15 protein-coding genes are annotated in these 14,551 nt (G+C 48.1%); 8 read left to right on the forward strand and 7 right to left on the reverse strand.

The features are described 5' to 3' along the window. The first annotated feature begins 113 nt into the window (after positions 1–113). The 6 genes from ACH3Y6_RS09545 to ACH3Y6_RS09570 all read left to right on the forward strand — a co-directional run bounded on the left by ACH3Y6_RS09545 (position 114) and on the right by ACH3Y6_RS09570 (position 4,134). Positions 114–614 carry a CAP domain-containing protein gene (locus ACH3Y6_RS09545; protein WP_490835376.1) on the forward strand — a complete coding sequence of 167 codons (501 nt, stop codon included), beginning with the start codon at positions 114–116 and terminating at the stop codon, positions 612–614. 93 nt (positions 615–707) lie between these two features. Next, entirely contained in the window at positions 708–1,718 is a 1,011-nt protein-coding gene (gene fbp, locus ACH3Y6_RS09550; protein ID WP_490835377.1) for a class 1 fructose-bisphosphatase, read from the forward strand. A 9-nt stretch (positions 1,719–1,727) separates the two neighbouring features. After that, a complete protein-coding gene (locus ACH3Y6_RS09555; protein WP_490835378.1) occupies positions 1,728–2,213 on the forward strand; it encodes a hypothetical protein in 486 nt (161 codons plus the stop codon). A gap of 3 nt (positions 2,214–2,216) precedes the next feature. Further along, positions 2,217–2,978, forward strand: coding sequence for an ABC transporter ATP-binding protein (locus ACH3Y6_RS09560; protein WP_490835379.1), 762 nt, complete (start codon positions 2,217–2,219; stop codon positions 2,976–2,978). A gap of 38 nt (positions 2,979–3,016) precedes the next feature. Further along, positions 3,017–3,541 carry a YfiT family bacillithiol transferase gene (locus tag ACH3Y6_RS09565; protein WP_490835380.1) on the forward strand — a complete coding sequence of 175 codons (525 nt, stop codon included), beginning with the start codon at positions 3,017–3,019 and terminating at the stop codon, positions 3,539–3,541. Further along, on the forward strand, positions 3,541–4,134 hold the full coding sequence (locus ACH3Y6_RS09570; RefSeq protein ID WP_490835381.1) for an NUDIX hydrolase: 594 nt from the start codon (positions 3,541–3,543) through the stop codon (positions 4,132–4,134). The genes ACH3Y6_RS09565 and ACH3Y6_RS09570 overlap by 1 nt, the downstream gene beginning before the upstream one ends. A gap of 38 nt (positions 4,135–4,172) precedes the next feature. Here the strand turns inward: ACH3Y6_RS09570 and ACH3Y6_RS09575 are convergent, their stop codons facing one another. The 7 genes from ACH3Y6_RS09575 to ACH3Y6_RS09605 form a co-directional block, all read right to left on the reverse strand. Then, a complete protein-coding gene (locus tag ACH3Y6_RS09575) occupies positions 4,173–5,456 on the reverse strand; it encodes a bifunctional folylpolyglutamate synthase/dihydrofolate synthase (RefSeq protein ID WP_490835382.1) in 1,284 nt (427 codons plus the stop codon). Between the two features lie 27 nt (positions 5,457–5,483). Continuing rightward, complete coding sequence (locus tag ACH3Y6_RS09580; RefSeq protein ID WP_490835383.1) at positions 5,484–6,368, reverse strand: hypothetical protein; 885 nt, start codon at positions 6,366–6,368, stop codon at positions 5,484–5,486. A gap of 240 nt (positions 6,369–6,608) precedes the next feature. After that, the gene (locus ACH3Y6_RS09585; RefSeq protein WP_490835384.1) at positions 6,609–7,376 is read right to left on the reverse strand and encodes a sulfite exporter TauE/SafE family protein; all 768 of its coding nucleotides are present in this window, start codon (positions 7,374–7,376) and stop codon (positions 6,609–6,611) included. A gap of 24 nt (positions 7,377–7,400) precedes the next feature. After that, complete coding sequence (locus tag ACH3Y6_RS09590) at positions 7,401–8,324, reverse strand: DMT family transporter (protein WP_490835385.1); 924 nt, start codon at positions 8,322–8,324, stop codon at positions 7,401–7,403. A 44-nt stretch (positions 8,325–8,368) separates the two neighbouring features. Further along, on the reverse strand, positions 8,369–9,685 hold the full coding sequence (locus tag ACH3Y6_RS09595; protein WP_490835386.1) for a radical SAM family protein: 1,317 nt from the start codon (positions 9,683–9,685) through the stop codon (positions 8,369–8,371). Between the two features lie 35 nt (positions 9,686–9,720). Next, positions 9,721–10,272 carry a hypothetical protein gene (locus ACH3Y6_RS09600; RefSeq protein ID WP_490835387.1) on the reverse strand — a complete coding sequence of 184 codons (552 nt, stop codon included), beginning with the start codon at positions 10,270–10,272 and terminating at the stop codon, positions 9,721–9,723. A 9-nt stretch (positions 10,273–10,281) separates the two neighbouring features. Next, positions 10,282–11,325, reverse strand: a complete 1,044-nt coding sequence (locus ACH3Y6_RS09605; RefSeq protein WP_490835388.1) for an agmatinase family protein — start codon at positions 11,323–11,325, stop codon at positions 10,282–10,284. A 227-nt stretch (positions 11,326–11,552) separates the two neighbouring features. Here ACH3Y6_RS09605 and ACH3Y6_RS09610 point away from each other — a divergent pair, with 227 nt between their 5' ends. Continuing rightward, complete coding sequence (locus ACH3Y6_RS09610; RefSeq protein WP_490835389.1) at positions 11,553–11,957, forward strand: cytochrome c maturation protein CcmE domain-containing protein; 405 nt, start codon at positions 11,553–11,555, stop codon at positions 11,955–11,957. A 57-nt stretch (positions 11,958–12,014) separates the two neighbouring features. After that, the gene (gene ccsA, locus ACH3Y6_RS09615) at positions 12,015–14,498 is read left to right on the forward strand and encodes a cytochrome c biogenesis protein CcsA (protein ID WP_490835390.1); all 2,484 of its coding nucleotides are present in this window, start codon (positions 12,015–12,017) and stop codon (positions 14,496–14,498) included. The last annotated feature ends 53 nt before the right edge of the window (positions 14,499–14,551 follow it).

A 14,551-nucleotide genomic window follows, 5' to 3' on the forward strand; every position in this document is an offset into this window, starting at 1 on the left:
TACCGGTTCTGTTTAGGTCAGGCAAAATTAGGTTAATTATCGCTTCGGCTGGGAGCGCTCAGGGGTTTGTTATTCAAATTGGTATGGTTGTTGTTTCATGCATAAAAAAATGTATGCAGCTATACCCGTGGTTGTTCAGGATCTGTTGCCTGACAGGAGGAATTGGCCTGTTATCCTGTAGTCCGAAAACGGTAAGGTCTGTTCCGACAAATACCGAAAAGGAGACTGTTGTGGTGGCAGGTATGGAACGTACTATTCTCCATTATATCAACCAGTACAGGCGTTCACTGGGAAAACCCTACTTACAGCTGGCAACGGTTGCTTCTGACCAGGCTTACCGGCACAGCCGGGATATGGCAAACCGGAAAACCGGTTTCGGTCATGAAGGATTTGACAACCGGATGGAAGCCATCAAGAAAAATGAGGGATGGATCTCTGCTTCTGCAGAAAATGTAGCTTATGGAAAACTCACTGCCCGGGAAGTGGTGCAAGGGTGGCTCAATAGTCCGGGACACAGGAAGAACATAGAAGGAGATTATCTTTACACGGGTATCGGCGTATACCGGGATGCGAAAGGCATTCTTTTTTTTACCCAGATCTTTTACCGCAAATAACCGCCGTTATTGTGTATGGCTTACATCATGTATGGATAAAATTTATCAGATGAATTAGGGGTCGCACCCTAACTTTATCGAAATGATTGCCACATGATCGTAAACAGGAACATCCTCACCCTGGATGAATTCACCCTTACCCAGTTAAGACAGTTTCCCACAGCCACCGGCGAATTGAGCCGGCTACTCCGCGACCTGGCATTGGCCGCCAAACGCGTGAATGTGGAAGTGAACAAAGCCGGTCTCGTAGATATACTGGGCGATGCCGGCAGCATCAATATACAAGGTGAAGATGTGAAAAAACTGGATGTTTTTGCCAATAACCAGTTCATGGGTGTTCTGAAACACGGGATCAGCTGTGCAGGTATCGGAAGTGAGGAGCTGGATGATTTTGTGGTGTTTGACGATGAGATCAGTAACAACAGTAAATATGTGGTCTTATTCGATCCCCTCGATGGCAGTGGTAATATTGATGTGAACGTATCCATAGGAACCATTTTCAGCGTTTATCGCCGGGTGAGTGAATTGGGCAAACCCTGTCGCAAGGAAGATTTTCTGCAGCCGGGCAATAAACAGGTGGCAGCAGGATATGTGGTGTATGGATCAAGCACCATGCTCGTATATGCCACACGCCGTGGGGTGAATGGTTTTACGCTTGACCCCTCTATCGGCGAGTTCTCATTGAGTCATCCGGATATTAAATGTCCGGATGCGGGTAAGTTCTATTCCGTGAACCATGGAAATTTTTTCCAGTATGAAGAATCGGTCCGGAAATATATCGACGGCTGCCAGCGTAAGACCCGTGAGAATGGCGGTCCCTATACACAACGTTATATTGGCAGTATGGTGGCGGATGTGCACCGTAACCTCATCAAAGGTGGTATCTTCATGTATCCGGGAACACTGGATAAACCAAAGGGCAAACTGCGCTTGCTGTATGAGGCCAATCCTTTCGCGTTTATTGTGGAAGTGGCTGGCGGACTGGCCACCAACGGTAAACAAAGAATACTCGATGTACAGCCAACCGAACTGCACCAACGGACGCCTTTGTTTATCGGCAGTCGTAAAATGATGGAAGAACTGAATACTTTTATGGGGATTTAACAGGATATCATGAAACGGATTTATGTATTGTTTGTATTACTCACGGGCTTTTTCTGTGCATCGGCCCAGCAGCGTTTGGAAAAAAAAGGAATGAGTTACCTGGTAGCACCCAAACCCAACACGATCATTTACCACGATACGGTTTTCAGTGGCAGCAACCAGTTCACGCAACTGTTCTACCGTACACGGGATCCCCTCCTGATCCAGCTGGTGAGCAAACACCAGTCGAATAAGATCGCGGGACAGGTATTGGGAATCACCGGCACCATCGCCACACTTATCGGGATCAGCAGGTTGTCGGGCACGGATAACAAAGGACTGGGCTGGGCCCTGCTGGGGGGAGGTTTTGGTCTCACACTCACAGGTGGTTATTTGACAGTAATGGGACAGAGAAATCTGCAAATGGCCGTAACTTTATTCAATCAGCGACAGAACCAGTCAGCAGTTGGCATCGGTGTAGCCGGGCAGAAAGCCGGGCTGGTGTATCAATTTTAAACCATGAGCAGAACCATCATACAGGTAAAAAACCTGCGCAAAAAATACGGCGAGTTTGAAGCGGTCAAAGGCATCAGTTTTGAGGTGCAGGAAGGGGAGATATTCGGGTTGCTGGGGCCAAACGGGGCAGGTAAGTCCACTACGCTTGAGATCATGGAAACGCTGCGCCAAAAGACCAGTGGCGAGATCCGGGTGGACGGATACGATCTGGATAAATCACCCAACGATATTAAAAAGATCATCGGGGTGCAGTTGCAGACATCGGGTTATTATCCCAGTCTGAACCTGAGCGAACTGATTGACCTGTTTGCAGGATTGTATAACGAGAATATAGACCCTCTTGACCTGCTCGATAAAGTAAATCTGCGCGATAAGGCCAAAGCCAAATTCAAGGAACTGAGTGGCGGGCAGAAGCAACGGTTCTCTATTGCTACCACGCTCATCAACCGTCCGCGCATCATATTCCTGGATGAACCCACTACCGGATTGGATCCGCAGGCACGAAGGAATCTTTGGGACCTGATACGTAATATCCGAAACCAGGGCACTACCGTGATCATCACTACGCATTATATGGATGAGGCAGAGGTATTGTGCGACAGGGTAGCCATTATCGACAGCGGAAAGATCATAGCGATCAATACCCCCGATAAATTGATTGATGAATTGGTGGAAGGAGGTTTTGAAAAACCCAAAGAGGTAAAACAGGCCAACCTGGAAGATGTATTCATTCATTTGACCGGAAGGGCATTAAGGGACGATTGATTCACGAAACTGTATAGCCTTCAATACCTGTAAATACTATGACAACAGATCCCCGTTACCCCATTGGAAAATATGAGCCGCAGGCTTTTTCGCAGGAGCAAAAAGAAAAATGGTTGCTGGATATCCGGTTCCTGCCGGAAGAGCTGGAACGATCCCTGCTAAACCTGGATACAGTACAGCTGCATACGCCTTACCGCGATGGCGGGTGGACGGTACAGCAACTGGTGCATCATGTGGCTGATAGCCATATGAATGCGTATATCCGTTTCAAACTGGCATTAACGGAGGAGACACCCACCATCAAACCTTATGAAGAAAAACTGTGGTCGCAGCTGCCCGACAATGAATTGCCGGTCAACATTTCCCTCACATTGCTGCATGCGTTACACCAGCGCTGGTATGCAACCATCAGGAACCTGACACAGACAGACTGGGAAAGGATGGTGGTGCATCCTGAGCAGGGCAGAAAGATGAGCCTCTGGTTTCTTTTGGGTATGTATGCGTGGCATGGGAAACACCATACGGCACATATTCATTCATTACGTGAAAGCAAAGGTTGGTAATGGCAAAAGAATACAAAGCAGCAGACCTCGATTTGCTGAGGGATATGCGGTGGAAAACCTTGTCCTCGAAATACATTTACGACGACCGCTGGTTCCGCGCCCGCGCCGATAGCTGCGAGTTCCCTGATGGGAGGATCATTGAACCTTATTATGTGGTAGAACTTCCCAACTGGTGCAATACGATCGTGGTTACAGCCGAGGAACGGGTGATCCTGGTTCGCCAATACCGTTACCCCATCGATCAGACGATCCTGGAATTACCCGGTGGCGTGATAGAAAAAGGGGAAGATCCGAAAGCTGCTGCCAAACGCGAAATGGTGGAGGAGACAGGATATACTTCTGACGATATCGAGTTCCTGATGCAATCGTCGCCCAATCCTGCGGTAAACAACAATACGGCTTATTTTTTTCTTGCCAGAAATGCCGTGCCAACACCCAGCACCAATCCAGACCTGTTCGAAGATATCGACATCGTTTCTTTTTCCAGGCAGGAATTCGTAGAACTGGTAAGGGATAACCGATTGCTGCATGGGGTACAGGTAGGACCTGCCTATGCCGCTCTGGTGAAGCTGGGATGGTTGCAGTTTGTATAAAGTGCTGTTACATGACCTCGGCAGATAGCACAGGTGCTTTATCTTTTTACTTCCCCCACGAGGAACACACTTCCGCAAACCAGTACCAGATCGTTCTTATGTGCATGTGCAAGTGCCTGCTGCAAAGCGTCGTTCACATTGGGGTAGGTATTTCCTATCAATAGATGTTTGGCTGCTTTTTGCTGCAGGGGCACGGCGTCCAGTGCACGAGGTATCTGGGCCTGTGTAAAATAGTAAGTAGCGTCCTGTGGTAAGAGTGCCAGTACGGCATCCACATCTTTGTCTTTTACCATGCCGGTGATGATGTGCAGGTGGTCGTAATCGGTCAGTTCGAGCTGGCGGGAGATCTGTTTTACACCATCCACGTTATGTCCTACGTCCAGGATTACGGCCGGGTTGTTTTGTATCAGCTCCCATCTTCCATGTAAGCCTGTTAGTTTCTTTACATGCTGCAGGGCTTTCTGTATCGTGGCAGTATCAGTTCTCCATCCCTGCAAATGCAGCTGGTGTGCGGCTTCCAGCACCGTAAGCAGGTTTTTGGTCTGGTAGATGCCCGGAAGATCCAGTTGGAAGTGATGGTGTACGTTGGTGGTTTTGTCAACTACTTCCACTTTCAGCAGGTGGTGTTCATAATCCCATCCTGCCATCCATCTTTTTTCCTGTGCGTAAATGATAGGGGCACTTTTAGCGTAGCTGTCAAATACAGGCTTTGTTTCAGGTATCACTTCGCCGATCACTGCCGGTATATCTTTTTTGATGATGCCGGCTTTTTCTGTGGCTATCTTTTCCAGCGTATCTCCCAGCAGGTTCATATGGTCCCAGCCGATATTGGTAATCACGCTCAGTTCGGGTGTGATGATGTTGGTGCTGTCGAGCCGTCCGCCCAGACCTACTTCTATCACTGCCACGTCAACATCCTGTTGGGCAAAATGGTCAAAAGCCATGGCTACCGTGATCTCGAAAAAAGAGGGTTCTATTTCATTGATCAGGGGTTTGATGCGTTCTGTAAAATCGATAACGAATGCTTCTGAACACACCTGTCCGTTTATCTTGATCCGCTCCCTGAAATCCTTGAGGTGAGGTGAGGTATAGAGCCCTGTTTTGTAACCGGCTGTCTGCAAAATGGCCGCCAGCATATGGCTGGTAGAACCTTTACCATTGGTACCGGCGATATGGATGGTCTTGAATTTTTTCTGCGGATTGCCCAGCGCCTCGCACAAACGGATGGTATTGGTCAGATCCTTTTTAAAAGCGTCCGATCCAATACGGCTGAACATAGGCAGCCGCGTGAAAAGATAATGAAGTGTTTCCTGGTAAGTCATATGCTGCTGCAAATTAGGCAACAATACTTATCCGCGTAGCTTGAAATTGAATACCAGGGTACCCGTTTGTTCTTCTGCAGTTCCGCTGTTCAGTTTCAGGCTGCGTGCCTTGCGCAGGGCGATATTGCGGATGGCCTGGTTGGTAGTGGTGGTGCCGCGCTGGTTGACAACGGCCTGTATCACGTTCCCGGCTTTATCCACGGTGATGTCTACGGCTACTTTGGCGTTCTCGTTGAACTCATCCTCGAAAGAGGGTAGTCGGGTGATCCTTCGGCCATCGAGCCCGCTGCGGATACTGACACCGCCCGAACCGCCGCTGCCTCCACGACCACTGGCAGCATTGCCCTGGTAACTGTCTGAATTGGGATTACCGTTAGGGTTGCCCTGATCGCCTTTGCCACCGGCAATTCCCTGGTTCTGAACGCCATTGTAGCTGTCGGCACGGTTACCGCTGGTAGCTGTACTGGTACCACCTTTGAACAGGGCCTTGGGTTTAGGAGGGGCAGGCGTTGGGCTGTTTACCGGAGTAGGGTTGATCTTCCGGGTATTGGCAGGTGGTGTATTTACTGGTTTTACCACTGCTTTTTCCGGTTTATTCAGCGAAGGTGCGTCGCCGTCATCGTATTCATCCGCATGGATCTTTGGTTGATTGCCAGATTCGGATTGGGAACGGGGCGGTGCGGATTTACTGTCTTCTGTTGCTGAAGGTTCACCTGGCAGCTGGGGTGCAATATCACCCTCGCCGGTCTCGCTGTTGCCCAGGTTCACTTCAATACCCTCGCCAAAATCGGGCGGAGGTATCTGTGGAAGGGTCCATTGCAGGAAAAAGAATACCAGGAACACCAATGCACAAACCATGGCTGTGTATGCAGATGCTTTCAGGTTCTTTTCTTTCTCGAATGAGGCTGACATGGATGAATGATTGCTCATATCAAATGTACAGGTATCGGCTTAGGGAATACCCGATGTTGAAAATTACCACAATTGGTGGCGGGTAATCCACTTTTGGGGTATAAAGAAAGGTTAAGGTTGGGGGGAGGGTTAAAAGGGTTAAAATAGTTAAAAGGGGTAAAATAGTTAAAAGGAGTTGTGGTACTTTATTTAACCACTTTTAACGATTTTAACCCTTTTAACGAAACCCACGGAGCAGACTTACCTGAAAAAAGCGTCGTAGCCAAAACGGAGCAGGGTGGCCGTGATGACGAGGAGAAAGAATACCCGGATGAAACGGTTGCCCCGGGTGATGGCTAAACGGGCGCCTGTGATGCCGCCGATGCCATTGCAGATGGCCATTGGAACCGCGATCTGCCAGAGTATGGACCCTTTGAGCAGGAACAGGGTGATGGAGCCCATATTGGTGGCCAGGTTGATCAGTTTGGCATTGGCACTGGCATGCAAAAAATCAAATCCCAGCAGGGAGATAAAGGCGAGTACCAGGAAACTTCCGGCGCCGGGGCCGATAAAACCGTCATAAAAACCGATGATCAGGCTGATAAGTATGGCATAGAGCCATTCACGCCGGGTGGAATGGTCTTTCTGTGTGTGCAGGCCGAAATTCTTTTTGGTATAGGTGTAGATGGCCACGCCGATCAATACTACAAAAATCACCGGTTTCATGTAGCGGTTACTGATCATGGTCAGCACTTCCGATCCCGCAAAAGCAGCGATAAAAGCGAGCAGGCACATGACGGCCGCCATCGTCCAGTTGACGGATACTTTGCGCAGGTATTGCACCGTGGCAAAAGCGGTACCTGTAAAGGAGGGAATCTTCAACGAACCGATTACGGTGGCAACGGGAAACTGCGGAAGCATGACCAGTGATGCGGGGGTCTGTATCAGTCCGCCACCGCCCACAATGGCGTCTACAAATCCGGCAGAGAAAGCAAAACAACACAATAAAATCAGGGTAAGCGTATCCATCGGTTAGGCAAGATAAGTACTGTGTTATTTTCCGGCCTTATTTTTTTGAACGGTATTGGCCAGTATCAATCCCAGGATCACGAGTGAGCCGCTGATGATATGGATCCTGTTGATTTTCTCTCCCAGCAGCCAGACCGCTTCCAACACACTGAATACCGGTATGAGGTTTCCGAACAGGACGGTTCGGCCGGCGCCGATCTTTTGTATAGACAAGTTCCAGCATAAAAATGCGGTTACAGATGCACCGGCTCCCAGGTACAGGATAATACCCCATAACGACCAGTTCCATTTTGCCGGTGCTGCTGTTGCCCATTCAACAATAAAAAAAGGCAATAATAGTAGCGTTCCCGCCGCAAAGATGACAAACAGGAAGTTGATGGATGAGATACCGGCTGGCTTCTTACGTACCAATGTACTGTAAGCGGCAAACGCAATGGCCCCGGTAAGCACCCAGAGATCACCGGTTGAAAAGCGGAAAGCCTGCAGTGTTTGCCAGCTTCCGCGGGACAAAAGCAGCAGGATGCCGGATAAACAGATCAGCATACCGGTGATGCGAAGTCCTCCGGGCTTGTCTTTCAGAAAAACAGCTGTCAATACCGTTGCGAAAATAGGAGAGGATGTGGTGCCGATCAATGCCAAATTGATGGCGGTAGTATAATGTCCTGCAATGTAAATACAGGTATTGAAAATGGTGATGCCACTCAATGCTACCCAAAACAAATATTTTGCATGCAGCTTCACCGTTACTTTTTCTTCTTTGAAACGGCGCCAGGCAAAAGGAGCGATCAGCAGGGTTGCCGTAAGCCATCGGAGAAAAGCCAGGCTGACAGGGCCGATCAGTTCGCTCACCCCCCTTGCCACCACAAAATTGCCCGACCAGATCACAGCCGCTAAAATTGCCAGTACAATACCGGCGTATGTGTCTTTTGCGGAATGGGGGATGGTCATACAGGTTAGATCGGGTGCTGTAAGCTTGATTGATGATTACTGGATTATTGTGCGTAGCGTTCTCCTCCCGCAAAATCATGTTCATAATCACCTTTGATCCTTTCCATAGAGGGGTTGAAATAACCGAAACGCAGCTTCGGAAACTCATCCCTGAGCAGGTCCATCAGCTGTTTTACACCCAGCATTTCACCGGTTTCGTGTACGCCTATCTTACCCATGTACCAGTCAGGGTCGATATTGAAATTCCGCCACTGGATCATACAGAGATCGGTATCGATAATGAGTTTGCGTAATGCCTCATATTCTTCTACGGTATCGGTCATACCGGGAAACACAAAATAATTGATACTGGTCCAACCACCATAACCACGTACCACTTTCAGGCTCTCAATGATATCTTCGAAACGGTAATTGTTGGGGCGGTAATAGGGTTCGTAAATATGTTTTCTGGCAGAGTTGGTGCTTACGCGTATGCTGTTCAGACCCACTTCGCACAGGGCTTTAACAGCATCGGGCCTGGAGCCATTGGTGTTGATATTGATACTTCCTTTTGGCGTGTGTTTACGGATCTCGATGATGGCTTCGCGGATGGTTTCCCACATCAGTAAGGGTTCCCCTTCGCAACCCTGTCCGAAACTGACAATCGGAAAAGGTGCATTCATCAGGTGCGGTACGGTAAATTCAACGATCTCTTCTGCCAGTGGTTTGAACGTGAGCCTGTCCTGTGTGGATACGATCGTTTCTTCTGCCGGCTGAAAAGAGATGCAGCCAATACAGTTGGCATTACAAGCAGGTGATGTGGGCACGGGACATTCCCATCTGCCCAGTGAAAAGTTACGGGCCGCCGGGCAATGATACGTCTTACAGCAGTTCTCCATCAGGTGTTTCACCAGTCTGTTCTCAGGATAGGCTTTTAACAGATGCTGTGTGCCTGTTTCTATTTTTTCGTCATCATAGCCGGCACATTCCTGGCGGATATCTTTTTCTATGCGTACTGCCGGTACATAATGTTTGTTGTTGAACCATCCAACTGCCGTATAGCAGAACAGGGGAAGGGTAGGTGCATCGGGTAAGGTTTCATAGGCGGCAATATATAAGCCGGTATGTGCCGGTGGAATGAATGCCGCAACGGCCCATCCTTTTTCACACAAACGCATGTCGCCCGTTTTCACATCGATACCAATGCCGCGCCTTCCCGGCAATTCGTATAAATTACCTCCTTCGGGTAATTCTATCCATTCTTCTGTGGGGATGGGAAAAGCATCCCAACCGGCTCGACCAACCGCATACAGCGTATTGTCTTCAAAAATATTTCCATTTCCGTCTGAATACAGCAGGAAGGGTGATTGTGTAATGGCCATGTAAAAATTGTAAGTATAAAACTTCGGCTTCCGCATCAGGCATTCAGCCGGATCCTGCAAAATTCGTTAAATTCTGCTTCTTCTTTGTCAGAACTGCTGGATTCTATGTCTTTCTGTATGAGTTTATTGTTTTTCAGGTCAATGGTAAGGATCCCGTCTTTCAGCACTACATGATTGATCTGTTGCCAGTTATAGTGTTTTTTGGGGAACGAGTTGATCAGGATCCCCTCATCATAAAAAGCGATTTCCTGTGGGAATTTCACCTGTTTTTCCGAAACCACTGCCAGGAAATAGAGGATGGGTATCCAGTGAAGCTGGAACAGGGATCCCAGTCCAATGGTGGCAAAGAGCAGTCCCAACCGGTAATACGGGATCTCTCCTTTTTTGGCCTGAATGGTACAACGGATCCACCAGCCAACAATACCCGCAATCAGAACGATCAGGAACAGGCTGAACCAGGTAAAAGGAATCAGGAAAACGGTATAACCCAGTATAGCAACAGCTATCATCAGCATAAAACGGCTGATCAGGTCAACCAGCAGGTAACCGGGTCTGCGAAGTACAATGATATAGTCGTATGTTTTCATGCCGGTAAGTTAGGATTGATTATTGACCAGCAGGTTGCATAAACGCCATAAAATGCGTGCGCCCACGTTGCTGTCCCAGTCGGTTTGCCCCACGCCGATCTCTACCAGATCAAAACCGATCAGTTTACGTCCGCTTGCGGTAATCTTTTTAATGAGGTAAAAGATCTCTTCTGTTTCAAAACCACCAGCTACCGGGGTACCGGTATTGGGACAGTATTTCCTATCCAACCCGTCTATATCAAAACTGATATAGACCTGTTGCGGCAGGTGTTCTATGATCTCCTCAACGATCTGTTTCCAGGTTTCGCCCTCAAAAAGCCTTTCCTTGATATGTTTTTCCTGGTAAGCGATCACTTTATAATTGCTGTTGCAGATCAGGTTCCATTCTTCTTCCGAATAATCGCGGATACCTACCTGTACCAGTTTGCTCAGCGAGGGTATTTCCTGCAGGGCATTGTACATGACCGATGCATGTGAGTAGGTGAAGTCTTCGTAAGCCTTGCGCAGGTCGCAATGGGCATCGAGCTGCAGTACCCCGAAATCGCCATATTGTTCACCCAGGGCTTTCATATAACCCAGTGAAGTACTGTGGTCACCGCCAAGCAGACCTACCAGTTTTCCCCTGCCAAGCAGTTCCTTGCTTTGGTCAAATACCCATTGGTTCAACATACGACTGCCTTCATTGATATCTTTCAGGCTCTTACACATGAACTTATTCTTGTCTATCAATTCGCCGCGGGAGATATAGTCAATGTAGAGTTCTGCTTCTTTGCGCAGGTAATCGCTTTTCATGAGTACTTTCCTGTCAACACTACGCATGAAAAAACCTTGTTTCCAGCCATGGTCACCATCTACATCAAAAAGGTCTACCTGTTTGCTGGCTTTAAAAATATGTTCTGCTGCACGGGAAGTGCCGGCGCCGTAACTAACGGTTACTTCCCAGGGTACGGGAAGAATGATAAGACGGGCATCATCTTCTGAAAAGGGGAGGCCAAAAATGTTATTGTTGGGGTTGCCTACACCGTTGGGATCAAATTGCGATAAATCGGCCATGATAGTTCTTATAATTGCAAACAGCCCGCAAATTTAGCGGCTATTTTCCGAATTTGGCCAAGATTAATCTGTTTAGGCAAACAGGTGGAAAAGCTTACACAAAATACCCGGTTTAGGCAGGTTGCCAAAGGGTTGTGAAAATGATAACAGATTTTAACAACCCGGTGAATAATCAGCCGCTCTTGCCAACTCATTTTGGGCTACTTTTGCAGCATAAAGGGAACGCTATGAAGAAAACGCATATCATCGTACTCGTATGTATTGCTGCTGCCATTGTGGTGCTGATCAGTTATACCGGCGATCTGACCACTTATGAAACCATTGCTTCTGCCAAAGAGAAAGAGGGTAAGTTCGTGAACCTGATTGTTAAACTGGACAAAGCCCAGCCGCTCGAATATGATGCCGTTAAGAACCCCAATTATTTAACATTTACCGCTGTAGATACACTGGGTAACAATATCAAAGTAGTGTATCACAATAATAAGCCTACGGATATGGAGAAAAGCGAACGCCTGGTTTTGAAAGGCCGCGTTCAGGGCGATCATTTTGAATGTAAGGATATCCTGCTCAAATGTCCTTCCAAGTACAAAGACGATCCGAAAGCCAATAAGAACATTCAGGCCGCATCCTAAACTGCAAAAGCAACCTGTTTATCCAGTGCTGCATTTCCTTACCAGAACCTACGCTACATGAATTATATCGGAGAACATTTATTGCCGGGACAGATCGGGCATTTTTTTGCCGTACTATCCCTGGTGGCGTCTTTATTGGCTACCATCGCGTATGCACTTGCTTTCAGAACCCGCGAGCTCACGGATAAGCAGAGCTGGATACGGCTGGCGCGGGGATTGTTCCTGGCAGAGACCATTAGTGTGTTGGCCATGTTCATCACGCTGTATTATATCATCTCGCATCACCTCTTCGAGTATAAATATGCTTTCACTCACAGTGATATGAGTCTGCAGGTAGAATACCTGCTGGCCTGTTTCTGGGAAGGACAGGAAGGTAGTTTCATGTTATGGAGTTTCTGGCATTGCGTGCTCGGATGGATCCTGATCTGGAAGTCGAAAGAATGGGAGAGTGGCGTGATGATGGTGATCAGTTTTGCGCAGTTCTGTCTTGCCACCATGATTATCGGGATTTATTTCTTCGGTAATAAAGTGGGCAGCAGCCCGTTTGTGTTATCACGTAATGAAGGGTTCTTTGACCAGGCGCCGATCTTTAAGGATATGATGACGGGTGCCTTACGGGCAGATTACCTTACCCTTATCAAAGACGGTTCGGGCCTGAATACCCTGCTGCAGAATTACTGGATGGTGATACACCCGCCGGTGCTCTTCCTTGGTTTTGCTTCTACCATTGTTCCATTTGCGTATGCGATAGCAGGCCTGTTATCCCGTAAACACGAATGGATCAAACCCTCTTTGCCCTGGGCTTCTTTTTCTGCAGCTATGCTGGGAACCGGGGTTATGATGGGTGCTGCCTGGGCGTATGAAAGTTTGTCTTTTGGTGGTTACTGGGCATGGGACCCGGTTGAAAATGCCTCACTGGTACCCTGGTTAACCCTTGTTGCCGGTTTGCATACCAACCTGATCTACCGGAATAGCGGTTACTCGCTAAGGCCCACTTATTTCTTTTATATCATCAGTTTTATCCTGGTATTGTATTCCACTTTCCTCACCCGCAGCGGTATTCTGGGCGATACTTCGGTGCATGCTTTTACCGATCTGGGGATGAATGTGCAACTGCTTCTTTTTGTACTGGTATTCCTGCTTCCTGCCTTGTTCCTGTATTTCAGGGAATACAAGCGGATCCCGGCTATTGTAAAGGAAGAAAATACGTATAGCCGTGAGTTCTGGATCTTTATCGGTTCGCTGGTGTTGTTCCTGTCAGGTATCATCATCATATCCAAAACATCGGTACCGGTGGTGAACAAGGTACTGGGAACCAATATCGCTCCCCCGGAAGATGTGGAGTTCGCGTATAACCAGATCCAGGTTTTTGTGGCTATCGTGGTAGGATTACTTACCGCGGTTGCGCAATACCTGAAATACAAGGATACCCCCAAGGCTTTCTTCGGGAAAAAAATATGGGTTCCTACATTAATTGCTGTGCTGATCAGTCTTTCCATCAGCCTTTTTGCCAATGTGAGTTATGATAAAAAGGGCCCCGGTTTCCTTTTTGCCATCCATATGGCCATTTTTGCTTCAGTATATGCCGTGGTGGCCAATGCCTCTTATATCTGGCTGGGATTAAAGGGCAAGCTCAAAACTGCAGGTGCATCGGTGGCCCACGTTGGTTTCGGATTGGTGCTGGTAGGGATCCTGATCTCTTCCAGTAAAAAAACAGTGCTCAGCTGGAATACGACCGGTGTCACACCTTTGCAGGGCGATCCCAAAGCCAAGGGTAATCCTGCCGGCGATCCCGCAGAAAATATTACGCTGTTCAAAACAGTGGCGACGGATATGGGTAAATTCATGGTGACTTACACAAAAGATACCCTGAACCCGCTTGACCGCAAACGTTATTTCGAAATAGATTTTGTTGCCAAGAAAGGGGGAGAACATTTCAAGCTGTACCCGGATGTGATCAAACAGAACAAGGGAGGTGAAGGATTCTCGGCCAATCCTGCTGCCAAACATTACTGGCACAAGGATATTTTCGTTTATATCACATCTTTCCAGGAGAATAACCGAGAGGATACGACCACTTTCCGCAACCGGGAGGCCAAAGTGGGGGATACCCTGTTCTATGGTAACGGTTTTATGATTCTGAACAAGGTGGAAATAAACCCTGCTGAATTAAAGAACAAAGTGTTACCAGGCGAAACTTCCCTGTTCCTGGATATGACCGTGATCTCCAAAGATGGCCGCAGGTATCCCGTTAAACCGGGTATTGCACTCAAAGGCATGGAACTGCGCGGGTTACCTGATTCGGTGCTTTCTCAAAGCCTGGTACTCAAGTTTAACCGTGTGCTCGACCAGAATACCGGTAAACTGGAGATCGGCGTAAAGGAAAGTGGCGCCATTACCGACCTGATCACCCTGAAAGTATATGAATTTCCTATGATCAATGTGTTATGGCTGGGCGTGGTAGTGATGGTGGTGGGTTTTGCCATGTCGGTCCGCCAGCGGCTCAGGGAGTCGGGCAGGGGGGCTTTACGGGTTTCTTAACATCTTATCAGGTTACTTTTTGGGACCAGACAGCATTAATAAGCGCAGAACTG

The organism is Sediminibacterium sp. FW305-C-269, assembly GCF_058231045.1.

Bases quoted from the DNA above. Each gene is read 5' to 3' on its own strand.
- ACH3Y6_RS09545 (WP_490835376.1), top strand. From the start codon at position 114: ATGCAGCTATACCCGTGGTTGTTCAGGATCTGTTGCCTGACAGGAGGA.
- fbp (WP_490835377.1), top strand. From the start codon at position 708: ATGATCGTAAACAGGAACATCCTCACCCTGGATGAATTCACCCTTACC.
- ACH3Y6_RS09555 (WP_490835378.1), top strand. From the start codon at position 1,728: ATGAAACGGATTTATGTATTGTTTGTATTACTCACGGGCTTTTTCTGT.
- ACH3Y6_RS09560 (WP_490835379.1), top strand. From the start codon at position 2,217: ATGAGCAGAACCATCATACAGGTAAAAAACCTGCGCAAAAAATACGGC.
- ACH3Y6_RS09565 (WP_490835380.1), top strand. From the start codon at position 3,017: ATGACAACAGATCCCCGTTACCCCATTGGAAAATATGAGCCGCAGGCT.
- ACH3Y6_RS09570 (WP_490835381.1), top strand. From the start codon at position 3,541: ATGGCAAAAGAATACAAAGCAGCAGACCTCGATTTGCTGAGGGATATG.
- ACH3Y6_RS09575 (WP_490835382.1), bottom strand. From the start codon at position 5,456: ATGACTTACCAGGAAACACTTCATTATCTTTTCACGCGGCTGCCTATG.
- ACH3Y6_RS09580 (WP_490835383.1), bottom strand. From the start codon at position 6,368: ATGTCAGCCTCATTCGAGAAAGAAAAGAACCTGAAAGCATCTGCATAC.
- ACH3Y6_RS09585 (WP_490835384.1), bottom strand. From the start codon at position 7,376: ATGGATACGCTTACCCTGATTTTATTGTGTTGTTTTGCTTTCTCTGCC.
- ACH3Y6_RS09590 (WP_490835385.1), bottom strand. From the start codon at position 8,324: ATGACCATCCCCCATTCCGCAAAAGACACATACGCCGGTATTGTACTG.
- ACH3Y6_RS09595 (WP_490835386.1), bottom strand. From the start codon at position 9,685: ATGGCCATTACACAATCACCCTTCCTGCTGTATTCAGACGGAAATGGA.
- ACH3Y6_RS09600 (WP_490835387.1), bottom strand. From the start codon at position 10,272: ATGAAAACATACGACTATATCATTGTACTTCGCAGACCCGGTTACCTG.
- ACH3Y6_RS09605 (WP_490835388.1), bottom strand. From the start codon at position 11,325: ATGGCCGATTTATCGCAATTTGATCCCAACGGTGTAGGCAACCCCAAC.
- ACH3Y6_RS09610 (WP_490835389.1), top strand. From the start codon at position 11,553: ATGAAGAAAACGCATATCATCGTACTCGTATGTATTGCTGCTGCCATT.
- ccsA (WP_490835390.1), top strand. From the start codon at position 12,015: ATGAATTATATCGGAGAACATTTATTGCCGGGACAGATCGGGCATTTT.